The organism is Burkholderia orbicola (genome assembly GCF_900100915.1).
GTDB lineage: Bacteria > Pseudomonadota > Gammaproteobacteria > Burkholderiales > Burkholderiaceae > Burkholderia > Burkholderia orbicola.
In genome coordinates, this window is record NZ_FNKW01000001.1 from 953,719 (window position 1) to 969,058 (window position 15,340).

Here is a 15,340-nt window from a genome sequence, read left to right on the forward strand (position 1 = left end):
TTCCGTCATTCGTTCCGACCCCATGTCCTCCGATTCCGCCACACCGCCGCGCAGCGGGTTCGCGGTCACGCTGCAAATCGTGTCCGTCGTCTGCTTCACGTTCATCTGCTACCTGACCATCGGCCTGCCGCTCGCGGTGCTGCCGGGCTTCGTCCACGACGACCTCGGCTTTTCGGCGATCGTCGCGGGCGGCGCGATCAGCGTCCAGTACTTCGCGACGCTCGCCTCGCGGCCGCTCGCCGGGCGCCTCGCCGATACGCTCGGGCCGAAGCAGACCGTGCTGCGCGGGCTGGTCGGCTGCGGCGTGTCGGGCGTGCTGCTGCTCGTCGCGCTGCTGCTCGCGCACTGGCCGGTCGCGAGCCTCGTGCTGCTGGTCGCGAGCCGGCTCGTGCTCGGCGTCGGCGAAAGCCTGTGCGGCACCGGCGCGATCCTGTGGGGCATCGGCCGGGTCGGCGTCGCGCACAACGCGAAGGTGATCTCGTGGAACGGCATCGCGACCTACGGCGCGCTCGCGCTCGGCGCGCCGGTCGGCGTCGCGATCGCGCATACGCTGAATCCGGCGCTGATCGGCGTGATCGTGATCGCGCTGGCCGCGCTCGGCTTCTACCTCGCCCGCCTGATCGCGCCGGTGCCGCTGGTGCACGGCGAACGGATGTCGTATGCGAGCGTGTTCACGCGCGTGCTGCCGCACGGCCTCGGTCTCGCGCTCGGTTCGGCCGGCTTCGGCTCGATCGCCACCTTCGTCACGCTGTACTATGCGGCGCGCCACTGGCCGAACGCCGCGCTGTCGCTGACGGTATTCGGCACGCTGTTCATCGGCGCGCGCCTGCTGTTCGCGAACACGATCAAGACCTACGGCGGCTTCCGCGTCGCGATCGTGTCGTTCGCGTTCGAATCCGCGGGCCTGCTGCTGCTGTGGCTCGCGCCGGTGCCGCACGTCGCGCTCGTCGGCGCGGCGCTCACGGGCTTCGGCTTCGCGCTGATCTTCCCGGCGCTCGGCGTCGAGGCCGTCGCGCTCGTGCCGCCCGCGAGCCGCGGCGCGGCGCTGTCCGCGTACTCGGTGTTCCTCGACCTGTCGCTCGGCATCACCGGCCCGCTGGCCGGCTATGTCGCGGGTGCGTTCGGCTATCCGCAGGTGTTCCTGTTCGCGGCGGTGGCAGCCGCCGCAGGCGTCGCGCTATCGATGGTGCTGTATCAGCGGCAAGCGCGCGTGGCGGGGAGCGGCGCGGCGGCGTGATGCCGCCTGCGCCGTGCACGGCGGCCGGCCGCGACCTTCGCCCCGCCGCCGCCAAAATAAAACGCCCGCGCGATGCGGGCGTTTTTTCATCCGTCGATCGATATGACGACAGCGAGGATCGATCACGCCGTCCGCAGAAACAGCTTCCGCGTGAGGTCGAACGCGACGAGATTGCCGGCCACCACGAGCAGCAGCCCCAGCACCGCCAGCGGCGACCACTGGTAGCCCTCGAACACCGTCGACACGGCCAGCGCGACGATCGGGAACAGCACCGTGCAGTACGCCGCGCGCTCCGGCCCGATCCGGCCGACGAGCGTCAGGTAAGCGGTGAAGCCGATCACCGAGCCCGGCACGGCGAGATACACCAGCGCGCCGAGATAGCGCGGGCTCGTGTCGAGCGTGAACGGCATCCCGGCCGCCGCGCTGCCGACGGTCAGAATCGCCGCGCCGATCAGCATCGCCCAGCCGTTGGTCACCAGCGGATGCAGCCCCATCGACTGCATCCGGCTCGACAGCAGGTTGCCCGCCGAGAAGCACATCGTGCCGGCGAACGCGATCGCGAGCCCCGTCCACGTCGCATGGTCGTCGAGATGGCCGGCCATCTGCTGCCAGAACAGGCATGCGATGCCCGTCAGGCCGAGCAGCGCGCCGGCGATCGCCGACGGCCGCAGCGGGCGGCCCATGAACAGCCGGCCGTTGATCGAGTTCAGCAGCGGCGCGGTCGAGAAGATCACCGCGACGAGCCCGCTCGGCACGACCTGCTCCGCGTAGTAGAAGCACAGGAAGTTCAGGCAGAACAGCGCGAAACCCTGCGCGACGAGAAAGCGCCACGCCGCGCGCGGCGGGCGCACCGGGCGGCGCATCACGCGCAGCAGCGCGAACAGCACGGCGGCCGCGAGCCAGAAGCGCCACGCGATCGACACGGGCGGCGGCACCGAGCCGAGCTGCCACTTGATCGCGATCCAGGTGGTGCCCCAGATCAGCACGGTGACGAAATAAAGCGACAGGTTCATGGCGGCATTCCGGAAAATCGGGTGAATCGGGATCCCGACTATGCCGCCGCCCAGCGTGGGTCGATTGTCCGGAATTGCGGTCTTTTTCGGCGCGCCGCACGCGGCGCCGCGCGCCCGCTTATACTCGGCGCATCATGAGTCTCTCCCTCTGCGCCCCGCCCGTCGACCGCGCCGCCGCCCTGGCCGGCGGCGATCTGCCGTTCGGCCTGCAGTCGGTCTGCCGCACGCTCGCCGACGCGAACGCGACGCTCGAGCGCTTCGCATGGCTCGGCGATCACCTCGCGATCGCCGAATGGACGCGGATCACCGATGAAAGCGAGACGGTCTACGAGCAGCCCGGCCATCACACGCTGTCGTGCTACCTCGACGGCGGCTACCGGACCGAGCGCCAGCGCGTGCCGCGCTATGGCGCGCCGAGCCTGCTGTGCGCGTTGCCGGGCGACCATGAATCACGCTGGTGGGTGCGCGGCGAAATGCATTTCGTCCACCTCTATTTCCTGCCCGAGCACTTCACGCAGCGTGCGATCCGCGAGCTCGATCGCGAGCCGCGCGAGCTGAAGCTCGCCGATCGCACCTATTTCGAGGATGCACGCGTCGCGGCGCTGCTGCGCTCGCTCGCGCTGGATGGCTGGGACGATGCCGACGAGCGGCTGCGCGTGAACGAGACCGCGCACGAAGTGCTGAGCCTGCTGCTGCGCGGCCAGAGCACGACGCGCACCGACACGTCGTTCCGCGGCGGGCTGGCGCCGGCCGTGCGCCGCCGCGTGCGCGACTACATCGACACGTATCTCACGCAGCCGCTGACGCTCGGCGAACTTGCCGAGGTCGCCGCGCTGTCCGAATACCATTTCTCGCGGATGTTCCGGCTGTCGTTCGGCCGCGCGCCGCACGCGTGGGTGGCCGAGCAACGGCTCGCCCGGGCCCGCGAGCTGCTGCGCACGACGGCGCTGCCGCTCGCGCAGATCGCGGCCGACTGCGGCTACGCGAACGCCGGCCACTTCAGCCATCGCTTTCGCGACGCGCACGGCACGACGCCGAATACGTATCGGCGCGCGATGCAAGGCCGCTGAGCGCGGCCCCTTTCCGCTGTTCCGCGCTTACGCGCCGCGCCGCGACAGTTCCTGTTCGAGCGCCGCGACGCCGGCCGGCAGGTCGACCGGCACCTTCAGGTCGACCATCGTGCGGCCGAACGCATGCAGCGTGCGGAACAGGTTGTGTTCGCGGCACTGCTCGCCCATCTGCCCGATCCGCACGATCGGCAACCCGAACGAACCCGAGATCTCGACCTGGTACTGCTTCGAGATATGGCCGCAGACCATCCCCGGCGTGAGCCCCTCCGGCGTCTCGATCCCGACCACCGAATTGAGCCGGCAGTCCTTCGGCGCATAGAGCTTGAGCCCCATCGATTCGACGCCCGCCTGCAGCGCCAGCGAGCAGCGCAGGTGGCGCGCGAAGCGGCTTTCGAGCGTCTCCGCGCAGACGAGCCGCAGCGCCTCGTGCAGCGCGAGCACCCCCGACACGGGCGCCGTGTAGTGATAGCCGGCGTTGTGCCAGAAATTCTCCGCGAGCGCCATGTCGAGACACCAGTGCGCGTTCGGCTCGGGGCGCGTCTTCATACGCTCCCACGCGGCATCGGAGAACGCGATCAGCGACACGCCCGGGATCGACGACAGCCCCTTCTGGCCGCCGGTGATCACCGCGTCGATGCCCCACGCGTCCATCTCGAGCGGCATCGTCGACAGCGTGCACACCGCGTCGACGACGACCAGCGCGCCGGCCGCCTTCGCGAGCGCCGCGATGTCGCGCAGGTCGCGGTTCCACACGGTGTTCGACGTCTCGCCCTGCACGATCGTGACGATCTCGGGCCGCTCGCGCGCGATCGCGTCGGCGATCTCGTCGAGGCTCGCCACCGCGCGATCGGCCACTTCGAGCGTCGCGACGTCGGCGCCGACGCGCGTGGCCATCTCGGCCATCCGCGCGCTGAAGAAGCCGTTGCGGATCGACAGCACGCGCGTGCCGCGCCATGCGAGGTTCGAGATCGCCATTTCCATCGCGGCCGAGCCCGGGCCCGCGACGCCGAGCACCCACTTCGTGCGGGTCTGGAACACGTAACGCGCCATCTCCTTCACCTGCTCGATGATCTTCGCCATCGTCGCGCCGAGGTGGTTGATCACGATCGTGTTCGCCTTGGCCACCGCGGCCGGGATCGGAACCGGGCCGGCCCCCATCATCAGCAGCGGTTCTTCGGGCAGGATCGCGTCGAGCGGCACGACGACGGGACAGGGAATCGGCGAGTAATCGATGGACATGGCTGGAAAAGGATGAGGAAAGGAAGTGCTCGAACGCCCGCAGCACGGGGCCCGTGGCGCGGCGCCCGTTGCACGCGGCGAACTGATCGATCATTCCGTGTTCCGCCGCCTCGCGCAAGAGGCACGCACGTCCGGACAGCGCGACGGTGGCCCGGTCATCGAACCGGGCCAGACCGGCCGTTCGCCGCACGCGCCATGATCTTCCGGATTGGAAAAAGGATTGCCCCCGGTTGCGAAACGGTTCCATTCGGGTTCCGTACGCGCGATTTTCTTCGCCAATATCAAGACGATTCTTCGAAACCGGCGGTTCAGCCCAATTGGCGGATCGAACGCAATACACCGGCCACCTGATACAAATCACGGAGCGAATTCGATACACAAAATCCGAACGTGGAAAAAACATCCACCATTCCTGATCGTATTGGGGAACGACTCCTGAACTGCCGCGTACCGGCTCGCTCGAACTACCTACAACACATTGATTAATTTGATAAATATTCTCCAAATCGACACATACTCCAATACCGATTCGGTTTTGCCCCGTGCGTTCTTGCTGCGTTGCAGCGTTAAACCGGTACCCGCGATTTCGATTTTACGCAAGCCGCCCATTTTCTCAGGTTGACGGATATCGGTTCTGTATTGAACAATTGTCTACGGAATCGAAAAATCGATTTTTCGATACGAGGGCAAGCTGGAGCCGCGCGATGCGCTTTCGACGTTGCGCGGCGAAAAATCACAACCATAATCAATCAACCGGGCCAGAAATACGCAAGCCATGAACCAGATTCAGACCATGCGTGTATTCGTCTGCGTCGCCGAGCAGCAAAGCTTCCGGCGCGCGGCGCACCATCTCGGCGTGTCCAATGCGCTCGTCACGCGTTCGATCGCGATGCTCGAGGGCCACCTGAACACACGGCTGATCCATCGCACCACGCGCAATCTGTCGCTCACCGAGGCCGGCGTGCGCTACCTCGATGGTTGCCGCGCGCTGCTCGAGGAATTCGACCACCTCGAATCGTCCGTCGCGCATGCCGTGCGCGAACCGGCCGGCACGCTGCGCGTCGTCGCGTCGGGGCTGCTGTCGCCGCTGGCGCTGACGCCGCTCGTCAGCAGCTTCCGGCACCGCTACCCCGAGCTGCGCGTGCAGCTGACCGTCGCCGAAGGGCCGCTCGACGTGCTCGATTCCGGCTACGACGTCGGCATCGTCACCGGCACCCGGCTCGACGGCAACCCGACGCTGATCGGCCATGCGCTCGCGCCGAACCCGTTCGTCGCGTGCGCGGCGCCGGCCTATCTCGACCGCCGCGGCGAGCCGCGCGTGCCCGACGACCTGCCGGGCCACGACTGGGTCACGCTCGCGCCGCACCAGCACGCGCCGACGTGGCAACTGGTCGGCCACGACGGCGTCGCCCATTCGGTCACGGTGCGCCCGGCCTGCACGGTCAACCAGCTCGCGCTCGTCCAGGCGGCAGCCGTGGCCGGCGCCGGCATCGCGGTGCTGCCCGAGCCGTGCGTCGCCGACGCGCTCAACCACGGCACGCTCGTGCGGCTGATGGCCGGCTACCGGATCGACGATCCCGACACGCAGTTGTCGCTCGTCTATCCGAACCGCCAGTACGTGCCGGCCCGCACCCGCAGCTTCGTCGAGCACGCGCTCGAGCACTTCAGCGCGCCGGCCGCCCGCGAGCAGGCGGATTACGGCTTCCTGCGGCCGGTACGCGGCCCCGAACGCTCCGACATCGTCACGGGGCTGCAGTAAACTGCGCGCGTCAGCCATCGGAGGTGCAGCGTGCGCGTGATCCTGTTCAGCAGCCGGCAGTACGACGACGATTCGTTCACCGCCGCCAACCGGCAGTTCGGCTATCGGCTGCACTTCCAGCCGTCGCACCTCGACGCGGAAACGGCGATTCTCGCGCACGGCTATGACGTGGTCTGCCCGTTCGTCAACGACACCGTCGACGCGGCCGTGCTCGAACGGCTCGCCGACGGCGGCACGCGGCTGATCGCACTGCGCTCGGCGGGCTTCAACCATGTCGACCTCGCCGCCGCCGAACGGCTCGGCATCACGGTCGTGCGCGTGCCCGCGTATTCGCCGCATGCGGTCGCCGAGCACGCGGTCGCGCTGATCCTCGCGCTCAATCGCCGCCTGCCGCGCGCGGTCGCCCGCACCCGCGAAGGCGACTTCTCGCTGAACGGCCTGCTGGGCTTCGACCTGCACGGCAAGACCGTCGGCGTGATCGGCACCGGCATCATCGGCAGCGTGTTCGCGAAGATCATGATGGGCTTCGGGATGCACGTGCTCGCGCATTCGGTGCCGCCGTACAACGACGAGCTGATCGCGTTCGGCGCGCGCTACGTCGAGCTCGACGAGCTGCTGCATCATGCCGACATCGTCAGCCTGCATTGCCCGCTGCTGCCGTCGACACACCACCTGATCAACGAGCGGACGCTCGCGCGGATGAAGCACGGCGCGATGCTGATCAACACCGGGCGTGGCGGCCTCGTCGATGCGCAGGCGCTGGTCGACGCGCTCAAGAGCGGCCAGCTCGGCCATCTCGGGCTCGACGTGTACGAGGAGGAAAGCGGGCTCTTCTTCGAGGATCACTCCGACCTGCCGCTGCAGGACGACGTGCTCGCGCGCCTGCTGACGTTCCCGAACGTGATCGTCACGTCGCACCAGGCGTTCTTCACGCGCGAGGCGCTGGCCGAGATCGCGCACACGACGCTGCTGAACATCGAGGCGTGGCATGCGGGCGCGCCGCAGAACGTCGTGACCGCAAACCGCTGAGAAACCGCACGTTTAATGGCGTACAGCGCATCCGCAATCGTTTGCTCGTGCATGCTGCCGCACACTGCACCCGCCCTCGTCAACAATTCAGCGCATTGTTTCGGCTGAAGTAACGTTTCGCGCGCGCCGTCTGCTATCGTTGCGCCGACGTCCTTCCCTGCCTTTGCCGCTCATGCGTTTCGACGATTCAGACATCGCCGCCGTCTACCGTGCCATCTTCGAACGGCGCGACATGCGCCACTTCACGCCGGCGCCCGTCGATCCGGCCGTGCTCGCGCGGCTACTGCGCGCGGCGCACCATGCGCCGAGCGTCGGTTTCATGCAGCCGTGGCGCTTCATCCGCATCACCGATCCCGCCCTGCGCACCTCGATCCACGCGCTGGTCGAGGCCGAACGCCGCGCGACCGCCGACGCGCTCGGCGAGCGCCAGGACGAATTCATGCGGCTGAAGGTCGAAGGCGTGCGCGAATGCGGCGAGTTGCTGGTCGTCGCGCTCGCCGACGGCCGCGAACGCCACGTATTCGGCCGCCGCACGCTGCCGGAGATGGATCTGGCCTCCGCCGCGTGCGCGATCCAGAACATGTGGCTGGCCGCGCGCGCGGAAGGGCTCGGGATGGGCTGGGTGTCGCTGTTCGACGTCGATGCGCTGCGTACGCTGCTGCGGATGCCCGACGGCGCGAAACCGATCGCCGTGCTGTGCGTCGGCCACGTCGACGCGTTCTATGCGAAGCCGATGCTCGAAGCAGAGCGCTGGGCCGCGCGGATGCCGATCGAAGCCTGCCTGTTCGAGAACGGCTGGGACGATCCGGCGGCGATCGATGGGGCCGGATCGGCTGCGGCGCCAGCGGAGGTGGCCAGCGAAACGAAGCACACGCCGGACGCGATGCGCGACGGGCCGTCCGAACGCATCGCGTGATCTCACCCGCCGGCAGCCGCCATCATCCCGGCCCTGGGACCCCCGCGAATCCCACACTGTGAGCTTGCCGCTCACCACCCCGTCGCACGCCGGCAACACCCGTTTTGGCCCCGAGCATAGGGGTTTTCACTGAAGTAGAATCGCGGCTGACGTTCGCCTCACCGACCGCCCGTCCCGCGCCTCCCGCGCCTGGCTCGAGCGGCATCCTTTCCCGAGCCTACCGCGATGCCCCTGCCTCTTTTCGCCCTTGCCGTCGCCGCATTTGGAATCGGTACCACCGAATTCGTGATCATGGGGCTGCTGCCCAATGTCGCGCGCGACCTCGGCGTGTCGATCCCGGCCGCCGGGATGCTCGTGTCGGGCTACGCGCTCGGCGTGACGATCGGCGCGCCGATCCTCGCGATCGTCACCGCGAAGATGCCGCGCAAGCGTGCGCTGATGAGCCTGATCGGGCTGTTCATCGCCGGCAACCTGTTCTGCGCGATCGCGCCCGGCTACGCGGTCCTGATGGCCGCGCGCGTCGTCACCGCGTTCTGCCACGGTGCGTTCTTCGGGATCGGCTCGGTGGTCGCGAGCAACCTCGTCGCACCGAACCGCCGCGCGCAGGCGATCGCGCTGATGTTCACCGGCCTCACGCTCGCGAACGTGCTCGGCGTGCCGCTCGGCACCGCGCTCGGCCAGGCGTTCGGCTGGCGCGCGACGTTCTGGGCCGTCACCGGCATCGGCATCGCCGCGGCCGCCGCGCTCGCGGTGTGCCTGCCGAAGGACCTCGCGATGCCCGACACCAGCATCACGCGCGAATTCAGCGTGCTGAAGCACCCGCAGGTGCTGATGGTGCTCGGCATCAGCGTGCTCGCGTCCGCGAGCCTGTTCAGCGTGTTCACGTACATCACGCCGATCCTCGAGGACGTGACGGGTTTCTCGCCGCGTCAGGTCACCTACGTGCTGCTGCTGTTCGGCCTCGGCCTGACCGTCGGCGGCACACTCGGCGGCAAGCTCGCCGACTGGCGCCGGATGCCGTCGCTGATCGCGACGCTCGCGCTCATCGGTATCGTCCTCGCGCTGTTCGCGGGCACGATGCATCTGCCGTTCGCCGCGCTCGCGACGATCTTCGTGTGGGGCATCCTCGCGTTCGCGATCGTGCCGCCGCTGCAGATCATGATCGTCGATCGCGCGAGCGACGCGCCGAACCTCGCGTCGACGCTCAACCAGGGCGCGTTCAATCTCGGCAACGCGACCGGCGCGTGGCTCGGCGGGATGGCGATCGGCTCGGGCGTGTCGCTCGTGAGCCTGCCGTGGGTCGGTGTCGCGATGGCGATCGCCGCGCTCGCGCTCACGCTGTGGTCGGCGTCGCTCGAACGCCGCCCGGTGGTCGTGCCGACCGAGTACGTCTGACGCGAACCCTGCTGCAACCCTGCCGCAATCGTTGCGTACGCAACTCCATTCAAACGTGACGACCTTCATGGACCTTTCAACGGTCGCGGTGTAGCATCGCGGCCGATGAAAGCCATTCTCAATCGCGATTTCCTCGCGCTGATCCTGAGCGTCGCGGTCGTCGGCCTCGGCACCGGCGCCACGCTGCCGCTCACCGCGCTCGCACTGACCGAAGCCGGACACGGCACCAACGTCGTCGGCATGCTGACCGCCGCGCAGGCCCTTGGCGGCCTCGCGATCGTCCCGTTCGTCACCGCGCTCGCACGGCACATCGGCGCGCGCCGCGCGATCGTCGTGTCGGTCGTGCTGCTCGCGGCGGCCACCGCGCTGATGCAGTTCACGTCGAACCTGATCCTGTGGGGCGTGCTGCGCGTGCTGTGCGGCGCCGCGCTGATGCTGCTGTTCACGATCGGCGAAGCATGGGTGAACCAGCTCGCCGACGATTCGACACGCGGCCGCGTCGTCGCGATCTACGCGACCAATTTCACGCTGTTCCAGATGGCCGGCCCCGTGCTGGTCAGCCAGATCGCCGGCGCGACGAGCATCCGCTTCGCGCTGTGCGGCGCGCTGTTCCTGCTCGCGCTGCCGACGCTCGCGACGATCCGCCGTGCGCCGCTCGCCGGCGACGACGCGCATCACGCAGCGCACGACAGCTGGCTCGCGGTGTTGCCGCGCATGCCCGCGCTGATCATCGGCACCGGTTTCTTCGCGCTGTTCGACACGCTCGCGCTGTCGCTGCTGCCGCTCTACGCGATGGATCACGGCGTCGCGAGCGCGACCGCCGTGCTGCTCGCGTCGATCATGCTGTTCGGCGATACCGCGATGCAGTTCCCGATCGGCTGGCTCGCGGACAAGCTCGGCCGCGAACGCGTGCACCTCGGCGCCGGCTGGATCGTGCTGGCCGGCCTGCCGCTGCTGCCGTTCGTGATCGCGAATCCGTGGCTGTGCTGGCCGCTGCTGTTCGTGCTCGGCGCGGCGGCCGGCAGCATCTATACGCTGTCGCTCGTCGCGTGCGGCGAACGGTTCCGCGGCGCGGCGCTCGTCACCGCGAGTTCGCTCGTGTCGGCGTCGTGGAGCGCCGCGAGCTTCGGCGGCCCGCTGGTGGCGGGCGCGTTGATGGAGCAACTGGGCAGCAACGCGCTCATCGGTGTGCTGGTCGCCTGTGTCGCCGCGTTCGTCGCGGCCGCGCTGTGGGAACGCCGCGGCGCGGTGCAACGCGCGGTCTGATGCGGGTTGGCGTTGGCGCGCAGCATCATGCACCCGTACGCACCGGCCCGCTCGCGCTCTTCCTCCGGTAAACGACAACGGCCCGCGCAATGCGGGCCGTCCTCTACGCGTGACTACACGTCACATTTCGCGCTGCGATCCGTCACACGCTGCGATCCGTCACACGCTGCGCGCCGTCACACGCTGCGCGCCGGCAAAATCTTGCCCGCACACGTACCGAAGCCGACGCGATACCCCTCGCCCTGGCACCAGCCCGCGAGCGTCAGCTCGTCGCCGTCCTCGATGAACGTGCGCCTGCCGCCGCCGTTCAGCGCGACCGGCTCCTTGCCGTTCCACGTCAGTTCGAGCAGGCTGCCGAACGAATCCTTGGTCGGCCCGCTGATCGTGCCCGAACCCATCAGGTCGCCCACGCGCGTGTTGCAGCCGGCCACCGTGTGATGCGCGAGCTGCTGCGCCATCGTCCAGTACATGTGCTTGAAGTTCGTGCGGCAGATCGACGTGGCCTCGGCTGCGCCCTCGGCGCGCAGCGTCACTTCCAGCGCGATATCGAACGCATGCTTGCCCGCATGCCGCAGATACGCGAGCGGCTGCGGCGACTGCTCCGGCTGCGCGACGCGGAACGGTTCGAGCGCGTCGAGCGTGACGATCCACGGCGAGATCGTCGTCGCGAAGCCTTTCGAATTGAACGGCCCGAGCGGCACGTATTCCCACTGCTGGATGTCGCGCGCGCTCCAGTCGTTCAGCAGCACCATCCCGAAGATATGCGCTTCCGCGTCCTCGCACGCGATCGGCTCGCCGAGCGCGTTGCCCTTGCCGACGATGAAGCCCGTCTCCAGTTCGATGTCGAGCTTGCGGCACGCGCCGAACACCGGACGCTCCTGGTCGGGCAGCTTCAGTTGCCCGTTCGGGCGCCGCACCGGCGTGCCGCTCACGACCACCGACGACGCGCGGCCGTTGTAGCCGATCGGCATCTCCGACCAGTTCGGCAGCAGCGCATTCTTCGGATCACGGAACATCGAGCCGACGTTGGTCGCGTGCTCCTTCGACGAATAGAAATCGGTGTAGCCGGGAATCTCGACCGGCAGATGCAGCGTCGCGTCGCGCTGCGCGACGAGTACCTGCGCGCGCAGCGCCGCATCGTCACGCAGCGTCGCGTTGTCGCGCGAGAACAGCGCCGACAGCTGCGAGCGTACGCTGCGCCATGCATCGCGGCCGAGCGCGATGAACGCGTTGAGCGTCGGTGCGGCGAACACGTCGACCCCGGCCGGCAGCGTCACGAGGCCCGCACGCGCGAGCGCCGCGAGATCGACGATCTGGTCGCCCAGTGCGACGCCGGCACGGCGCACGCCCTGCTTCGCATCGCTGAAGATTCCGAACGGCAGGTTCTGGATCGGGAAATCGCACGCGGGATCGTTCGCCGTGTCGATCCAGCTCTTGCGAGCCGGGTCGAGCGTCGCGCGCCAGTCTTGGGTGTCGCTCATCGTTGCTCCGGATTGAAGTGTTTCTTGATGCCTTGCCAGCATTCGAAGTAGTCGGCCTGCAGCTGCGCGGTGTCGAGCGCGTAGCGCGTCGGCCGGATCAGCGTGCGGGTTTCGAACATGAACGCCATCGTCGCGTCGACCTTGTGCGGCTTCGTCGTGTCGCTCGCGGACGCCTTCTCGAACGTGTCCGCATCGGGCCCGTGGCCCGACATGCAGTTGTGCAGGCTCGCGCCGCCCGGCACGAAGCCTTCGGCCTTCGCGTCGTACGCGCCGTGCACGAGCCCCATGAACTCGCTCGCGACGTTGCGGTGGAACCACGGCGGGCGGAACGTATCCTCGGCCGCGAGCCAGCGCGGCGGGAAGATCACGAAGTCGATCGTGTCGACGCCCGGCGTGTCGCTCTGCGCCTGCAGCACGAGGAAGATCGACGGATCGGGATGGTCGAAGCTGATCGAGCCGATCGTGTTGAACAGCCGCAGATCGTACTTATACGGTGCGTAGTTGCCGTGCCACGCGACGACGTCGAGCGGCGAATGGCCGATGTCCGCGCGCCAGAGCCGGCCGTTCAGCTTCGCGATCAGCTCGAACGCGCCTTCGCGGTCTTCGTACGCGGCCTGCGGCGTCAGGAAATCGCGCGGGTTCGCGAGCCCGTTCGAGCCGATCGGGCCGAGATCCGGCAGGCGCAGCAGCGCACCGAAGTTCTCGCAGATATAGCCGCGCGCATCGCCGTCCGGCAGCGCGACGGCAAAACGCACGCCGCGCGGGATCACCGCGATCTCGAACGGCTCGACATCGAGCCGGCCGAATTCCGTCGCGATGAACAGCCGCCCCTGCTGCGGCACGATCAGCAGCTCGCCGTCCGCGCTGTAGAAGAAACGGTCCTGCATCGAGCGGTTCGCCGCATACAGATGAATCGCACAGCCGTTCATCGCGGCGGCCGACCCGTTGCCGGCCATCGTCACGAGACCGTCGACGAAATCGGTCGGCTCGACCGGCATCGGCAGCGGGTCCCAGCGCAGCTGGTTCGGCGGCGTCGGCGGCACGTCGGCCGAATCACCGAATTCCGACACGAGCCGCTGCGCGCCCGCATACGGCTCGAACGGCCGGTGTACGGCGGCCGGGCGAATCCGGTACAGCCATGAGCGGCGATTGTGGCCGCGCGGCGCGGTGAACGCGGTGCCCGACAGCTGCTCCGCGTACAGCCCGTACGGCGCGCGCTGCGGCGAGTTGCGGCCGTGCGGCAGCGCACCGGGCAGCGCCTCGGTCGCGAATTCGTTCGCGAAACCGCTCAGGTAGCCGGCGGTCGCCGGTTTCGACAGGTCAAGCGTCATCGTTTTCCTTTCTCCATCAATTCAGGGCGGCGTTCGGCGCCTGCGCAGCGCTGCGGCGCGTGACGCCCGCAAGGCCGAGCACGAACAGCGCCGAGCACAGCACGGGCACCGCGGCCGCGTGGAACAGCGCGCCGTTGGACCAGTTGAGCGCAATCAGTTGCCCGCCGACGAGCGGCCCGAGCACCGAGCCGATCCGGCCGATGCCGAGGCTCCAGCCGATGCCCGTCGAGCGCAGCGACGTCGGGTAATACTGGCCCGCGAGCGCGTTCACGGCCGGCTGCCCGCCGACCACGCAGAACCCGCCCGCGAACACGACGACCAGCAGCCACGGCAGCGCATGCGCGACCGAGCCGATCAGCCCCACCGACACGGCCGCGCACGCGAAGCAGGCGAACAGCACGCGCACGAAGCCGTAACGTTCGATGAACCAGCCAAGCGACAGCGTGCCGATCACGCCGCCCGTCTGCAGCACCGTGCCGACGATCACCGCCGTGCCCGGCGAATAGCCGGCTTCGCGCATCACGGTCGGCAGCCAGTTCGACAGGAAGTACAGATCGATCAGGTTCATGAAGCTGATCGCCCACAGCAGCAGCGTGACCGGCAGGCGGCCATGGCGGAACAGTTCGGCCACCGGCGCGCCGCTCGCCGCGCGTTCGCGCACGACGAGCCGCGTATTCGCATCGATGCCGGCTTCCGGTGCGAACCGCGCGAGCCAGTCGCGCGCCTGCGCGACGCGCCCTTTCAACACCAGGAACTGCAGCGATTCGGGCAGCCGCGCGAGCATCGCCACCGTCAGCACGAGCGGCACCGCGCCGCCGACGAAGAACACCGAACGCCAGCCGAGCGCCGGAATCAGCGCGGCGCTGATGAAGCCGCCGAGCGCCGCACCGAGCGTGAAGCCGCACGACACGATCATCATCCGCTTCACGCGATGCGCGGCCGGGCTGAACTCGCCGACCAGCGCCATCGCGTTCGGCATGATGCAGCCGAGGCCGAGACCGGTGACGAAGCGCAGCGCCATCAGCGCGGGGATCGAACCGGCGAACGGCGTCGCGAGCATCGTCACCGCGAAGAACAGCGTCGAGCCGATCAGCACCGGGCGCCGCCCGATCCGGTCGGCCAGCACCGACAGCCCGAGCGCGCCGAGCAGCATGCCGAACAGGCTCGCGCTGAACACGGGCCCGAGCGCCTGCTTCGGCACGCCCCATTCGGCGATCACGCTCGGCGCGACGTAGCCCATCGCCTGCGCATCGAAACCGTCGATCACGAGGCACAGCCCGCACAGCGCGAGCAGCATCCAGTGAAAACCCGGGCGATGAGTCTCGTCGATCACGCGCTCGACTTCGAGCACGCGCGTATCGGCCGCCGCGCTCATCGCACCACCTCGGCGGCCGGATGCACGGGCGGCGTCACGCCTTGGCGCGCGAGCGCCATCGCTTCGCGCAGCACGTCGGCGTCGCCGACCTGGTTCGCGAGCAACAGGATCAGCTTCGCGTTGACGAGCTGGCTGTCGGCGTCCGACAGGTCGCGATGCATGTCGATCAGCGCTTCGTAGAACGCATCGGGGTCGGCCAGGCGCGGGCGGGTATCGAGTGGGGGCATGA

Annotated in this window: 13 protein-coding genes; 7 read left to right on the top strand and 6 right to left on the bottom strand. The window is 68.6% G+C overall.

Annotated features, from left to right (window positions below; all coding sequences use genetic code 11):
- Positions 1-22 precede the first annotated feature (22 nt).
- A complete protein-coding gene (locus BLS50_RS04550; protein WP_011544703.1) occupies positions 23-1,237 on the top strand; it encodes an MFS transporter in 1,215 nt (404 codons plus the stop codon).
- 122 nt (positions 1,238-1,359) lie between these two features.
- Here BLS50_RS04550 and BLS50_RS04555 read toward each other — a convergent pair whose 3' ends face one another.
- A complete protein-coding gene (locus BLS50_RS04555) occupies positions 1,360-2,250 on the bottom strand; it encodes a DMT family transporter (RefSeq protein ID WP_011544702.1) in 891 nt (296 codons plus the stop codon).
- A gap of 134 nt (positions 2,251-2,384) precedes the next feature.
- Between BLS50_RS04555 and BLS50_RS04560 the strand changes: the two genes are divergently transcribed.
- Positions 2,385-3,320, top strand: coding sequence for a helix-turn-helix domain-containing protein (locus BLS50_RS04560; RefSeq protein WP_069232252.1), 936 nt, complete (start codon positions 2,385-2,387; stop codon positions 3,318-3,320).
- A gap of 27 nt (positions 3,321-3,347) precedes the next feature.
- Here the strand turns inward: BLS50_RS04560 and BLS50_RS04565 are convergent, their stop codons facing one another.
- A complete protein-coding gene (locus tag BLS50_RS04565) occupies positions 3,348-4,559 on the bottom strand; it encodes a pyridoxal-phosphate-dependent aminotransferase family protein (RefSeq protein WP_006476772.1) in 1,212 nt (403 codons plus the stop codon).
- 775 nt (positions 4,560-5,334) lie between these two features.
- Between BLS50_RS04565 and BLS50_RS04575 the strand changes: the two genes are divergently transcribed.
- The 5 genes from BLS50_RS04575 (at position 5,335) to BLS50_RS04595 (ending at position 10,924) form a co-directional block, all read left to right on the top strand.
- Entirely contained in the window at positions 5,335-6,318 is a 984-nt protein-coding gene (locus tag BLS50_RS04575; RefSeq protein ID WP_006476773.1) for a LysR family transcriptional regulator, read from the top strand.
- Positions 6,319-6,348: 30 nt separating this feature from the next.
- Positions 6,349-7,347: a 2-hydroxyacid dehydrogenase gene (locus tag BLS50_RS04580; protein WP_027811024.1), complete on the top strand. Its 999-nt coding sequence runs from the start codon at positions 6,349-6,351 to the stop codon at positions 7,345-7,347.
- A 172-nt stretch (positions 7,348-7,519) separates the two neighbouring features.
- The gene (bluB, locus tag BLS50_RS04585; RefSeq protein ID WP_027811023.1) at positions 7,520-8,263 is read left to right on the top strand and encodes a 5,6-dimethylbenzimidazole synthase; all 744 of its coding nucleotides are present in this window, start codon (positions 7,520-7,522) and stop codon (positions 8,261-8,263) included.
- A gap of 225 nt (positions 8,264-8,488) precedes the next feature.
- Positions 8,489-9,658, top strand: coding sequence for an MFS transporter (locus BLS50_RS04590; RefSeq protein ID WP_027814132.1), 1,170 nt, complete (start codon positions 8,489-8,491; stop codon positions 9,656-9,658).
- 105 nt (positions 9,659-9,763) lie between these two features.
- Positions 9,764-10,924, top strand: coding sequence for an MFS transporter (locus tag BLS50_RS04595; protein WP_074801081.1), 1,161 nt, complete (start codon positions 9,764-9,766; stop codon positions 10,922-10,924).
- A gap of 176 nt (positions 10,925-11,100) precedes the next feature.
- Here the strand turns inward: BLS50_RS04595 and fahA are convergent, their stop codons facing one another.
- Genes fahA through BLS50_RS04615 form a run of 4 tightly spaced genes read right to left on the bottom strand, consistent with a single transcriptional unit; the run spans position 11,101 to position 15,338 of the window.
- A complete protein-coding gene (fahA, locus tag BLS50_RS04600) occupies positions 11,101-12,405 on the bottom strand; it encodes a fumarylacetoacetase (RefSeq protein ID WP_074801084.1) in 1,305 nt (434 codons plus the stop codon).
- Positions 12,402-13,736, bottom strand: coding sequence for a homogentisate 1,2-dioxygenase (gene hmgA, locus BLS50_RS04605; protein ID WP_027807440.1), 1,335 nt, complete (start codon positions 13,734-13,736; stop codon positions 12,402-12,404). The genes fahA and hmgA overlap by 4 nt, the downstream gene beginning before the upstream one ends.
- A gap of 16 nt (positions 13,737-13,752) precedes the next feature.
- Positions 13,753-15,111, bottom strand: a complete 1,359-nt coding sequence (locus BLS50_RS04610) for an MFS transporter (protein WP_074801088.1) — start codon at positions 15,109-15,111, stop codon at positions 13,753-13,755.
- The gene (locus BLS50_RS04615; protein WP_074801091.1) at positions 15,108-15,338 is read right to left on the bottom strand and encodes a DUF2783 domain-containing protein; all 231 of its coding nucleotides are present in this window, start codon (positions 15,336-15,338) and stop codon (positions 15,108-15,110) included. The genes BLS50_RS04610 and BLS50_RS04615 overlap by 4 nt, the downstream gene beginning before the upstream one ends.
- Positions 15,339-15,340: the final 2 nt, after the last annotated feature.

Excerpts from the sequence above, each read along its gene's own strand:
- BLS50_RS04550 (WP_011544703.1), top strand. The coding sequence starts at position 23 with ATGTCCTCCGATTCCGCCACACCGCCGCGCAGCGGGTTCGCGGTCACG.
- bluB (WP_027811023.1), top strand. The coding sequence starts at position 7,520 with ATGCGTTTCGACGATTCAGACATCGCCGCCGTCTACCGTGCCATCTTC.
- BLS50_RS04555 (WP_011544702.1), bottom strand. The coding sequence starts at position 2,250 with ATGAACCTGTCGCTTTATTTCGTCACCGTGCTGATCTGGGGCACCACC.
- BLS50_RS04565 (WP_006476772.1), bottom strand. The coding sequence starts at position 4,559 with ATGTCCATCGATTACTCGCCGATTCCCTGTCCCGTCGTCGTGCCGCTC.
- BLS50_RS04595 (WP_074801081.1), top strand. The coding sequence starts at position 9,764 with ATGAAAGCCATTCTCAATCGCGATTTCCTCGCGCTGATCCTGAGCGTC.
- fahA (WP_074801084.1), bottom strand. The coding sequence starts at position 12,405 with ATGAGCGACACCCAAGACTGGCGCGCGACGCTCGACCCGGCTCGCAAG.
- BLS50_RS04610 (WP_074801088.1), bottom strand. The coding sequence starts at position 15,111 with ATGAGCGCGGCGGCCGATACGCGCGTGCTCGAAGTCGAGCGCGTGATC.
- BLS50_RS04615 (WP_074801091.1), bottom strand. The coding sequence starts at position 15,338 with ATGCCCCCACTCGATACCCGCCCGCGCCTGGCCGACCCCGATGCGTTC.
- hmgA (WP_027807440.1), bottom strand. The coding sequence starts at position 13,736 with ATGACGCTTGACCTGTCGAAACCGGCGACCGCCGGCTACCTGAGCGGT.
- BLS50_RS04575 (WP_006476773.1), top strand. The coding sequence starts at position 5,335 with ATGAACCAGATTCAGACCATGCGTGTATTCGTCTGCGTCGCCGAGCAG.
- BLS50_RS04590 (WP_027814132.1), top strand. The coding sequence starts at position 8,489 with ATGCCCCTGCCTCTTTTCGCCCTTGCCGTCGCCGCATTTGGAATCGGT.
- BLS50_RS04560 (WP_069232252.1), top strand. The coding sequence starts at position 2,385 with ATGAGTCTCTCCCTCTGCGCCCCGCCCGTCGACCGCGCCGCCGCCCTG.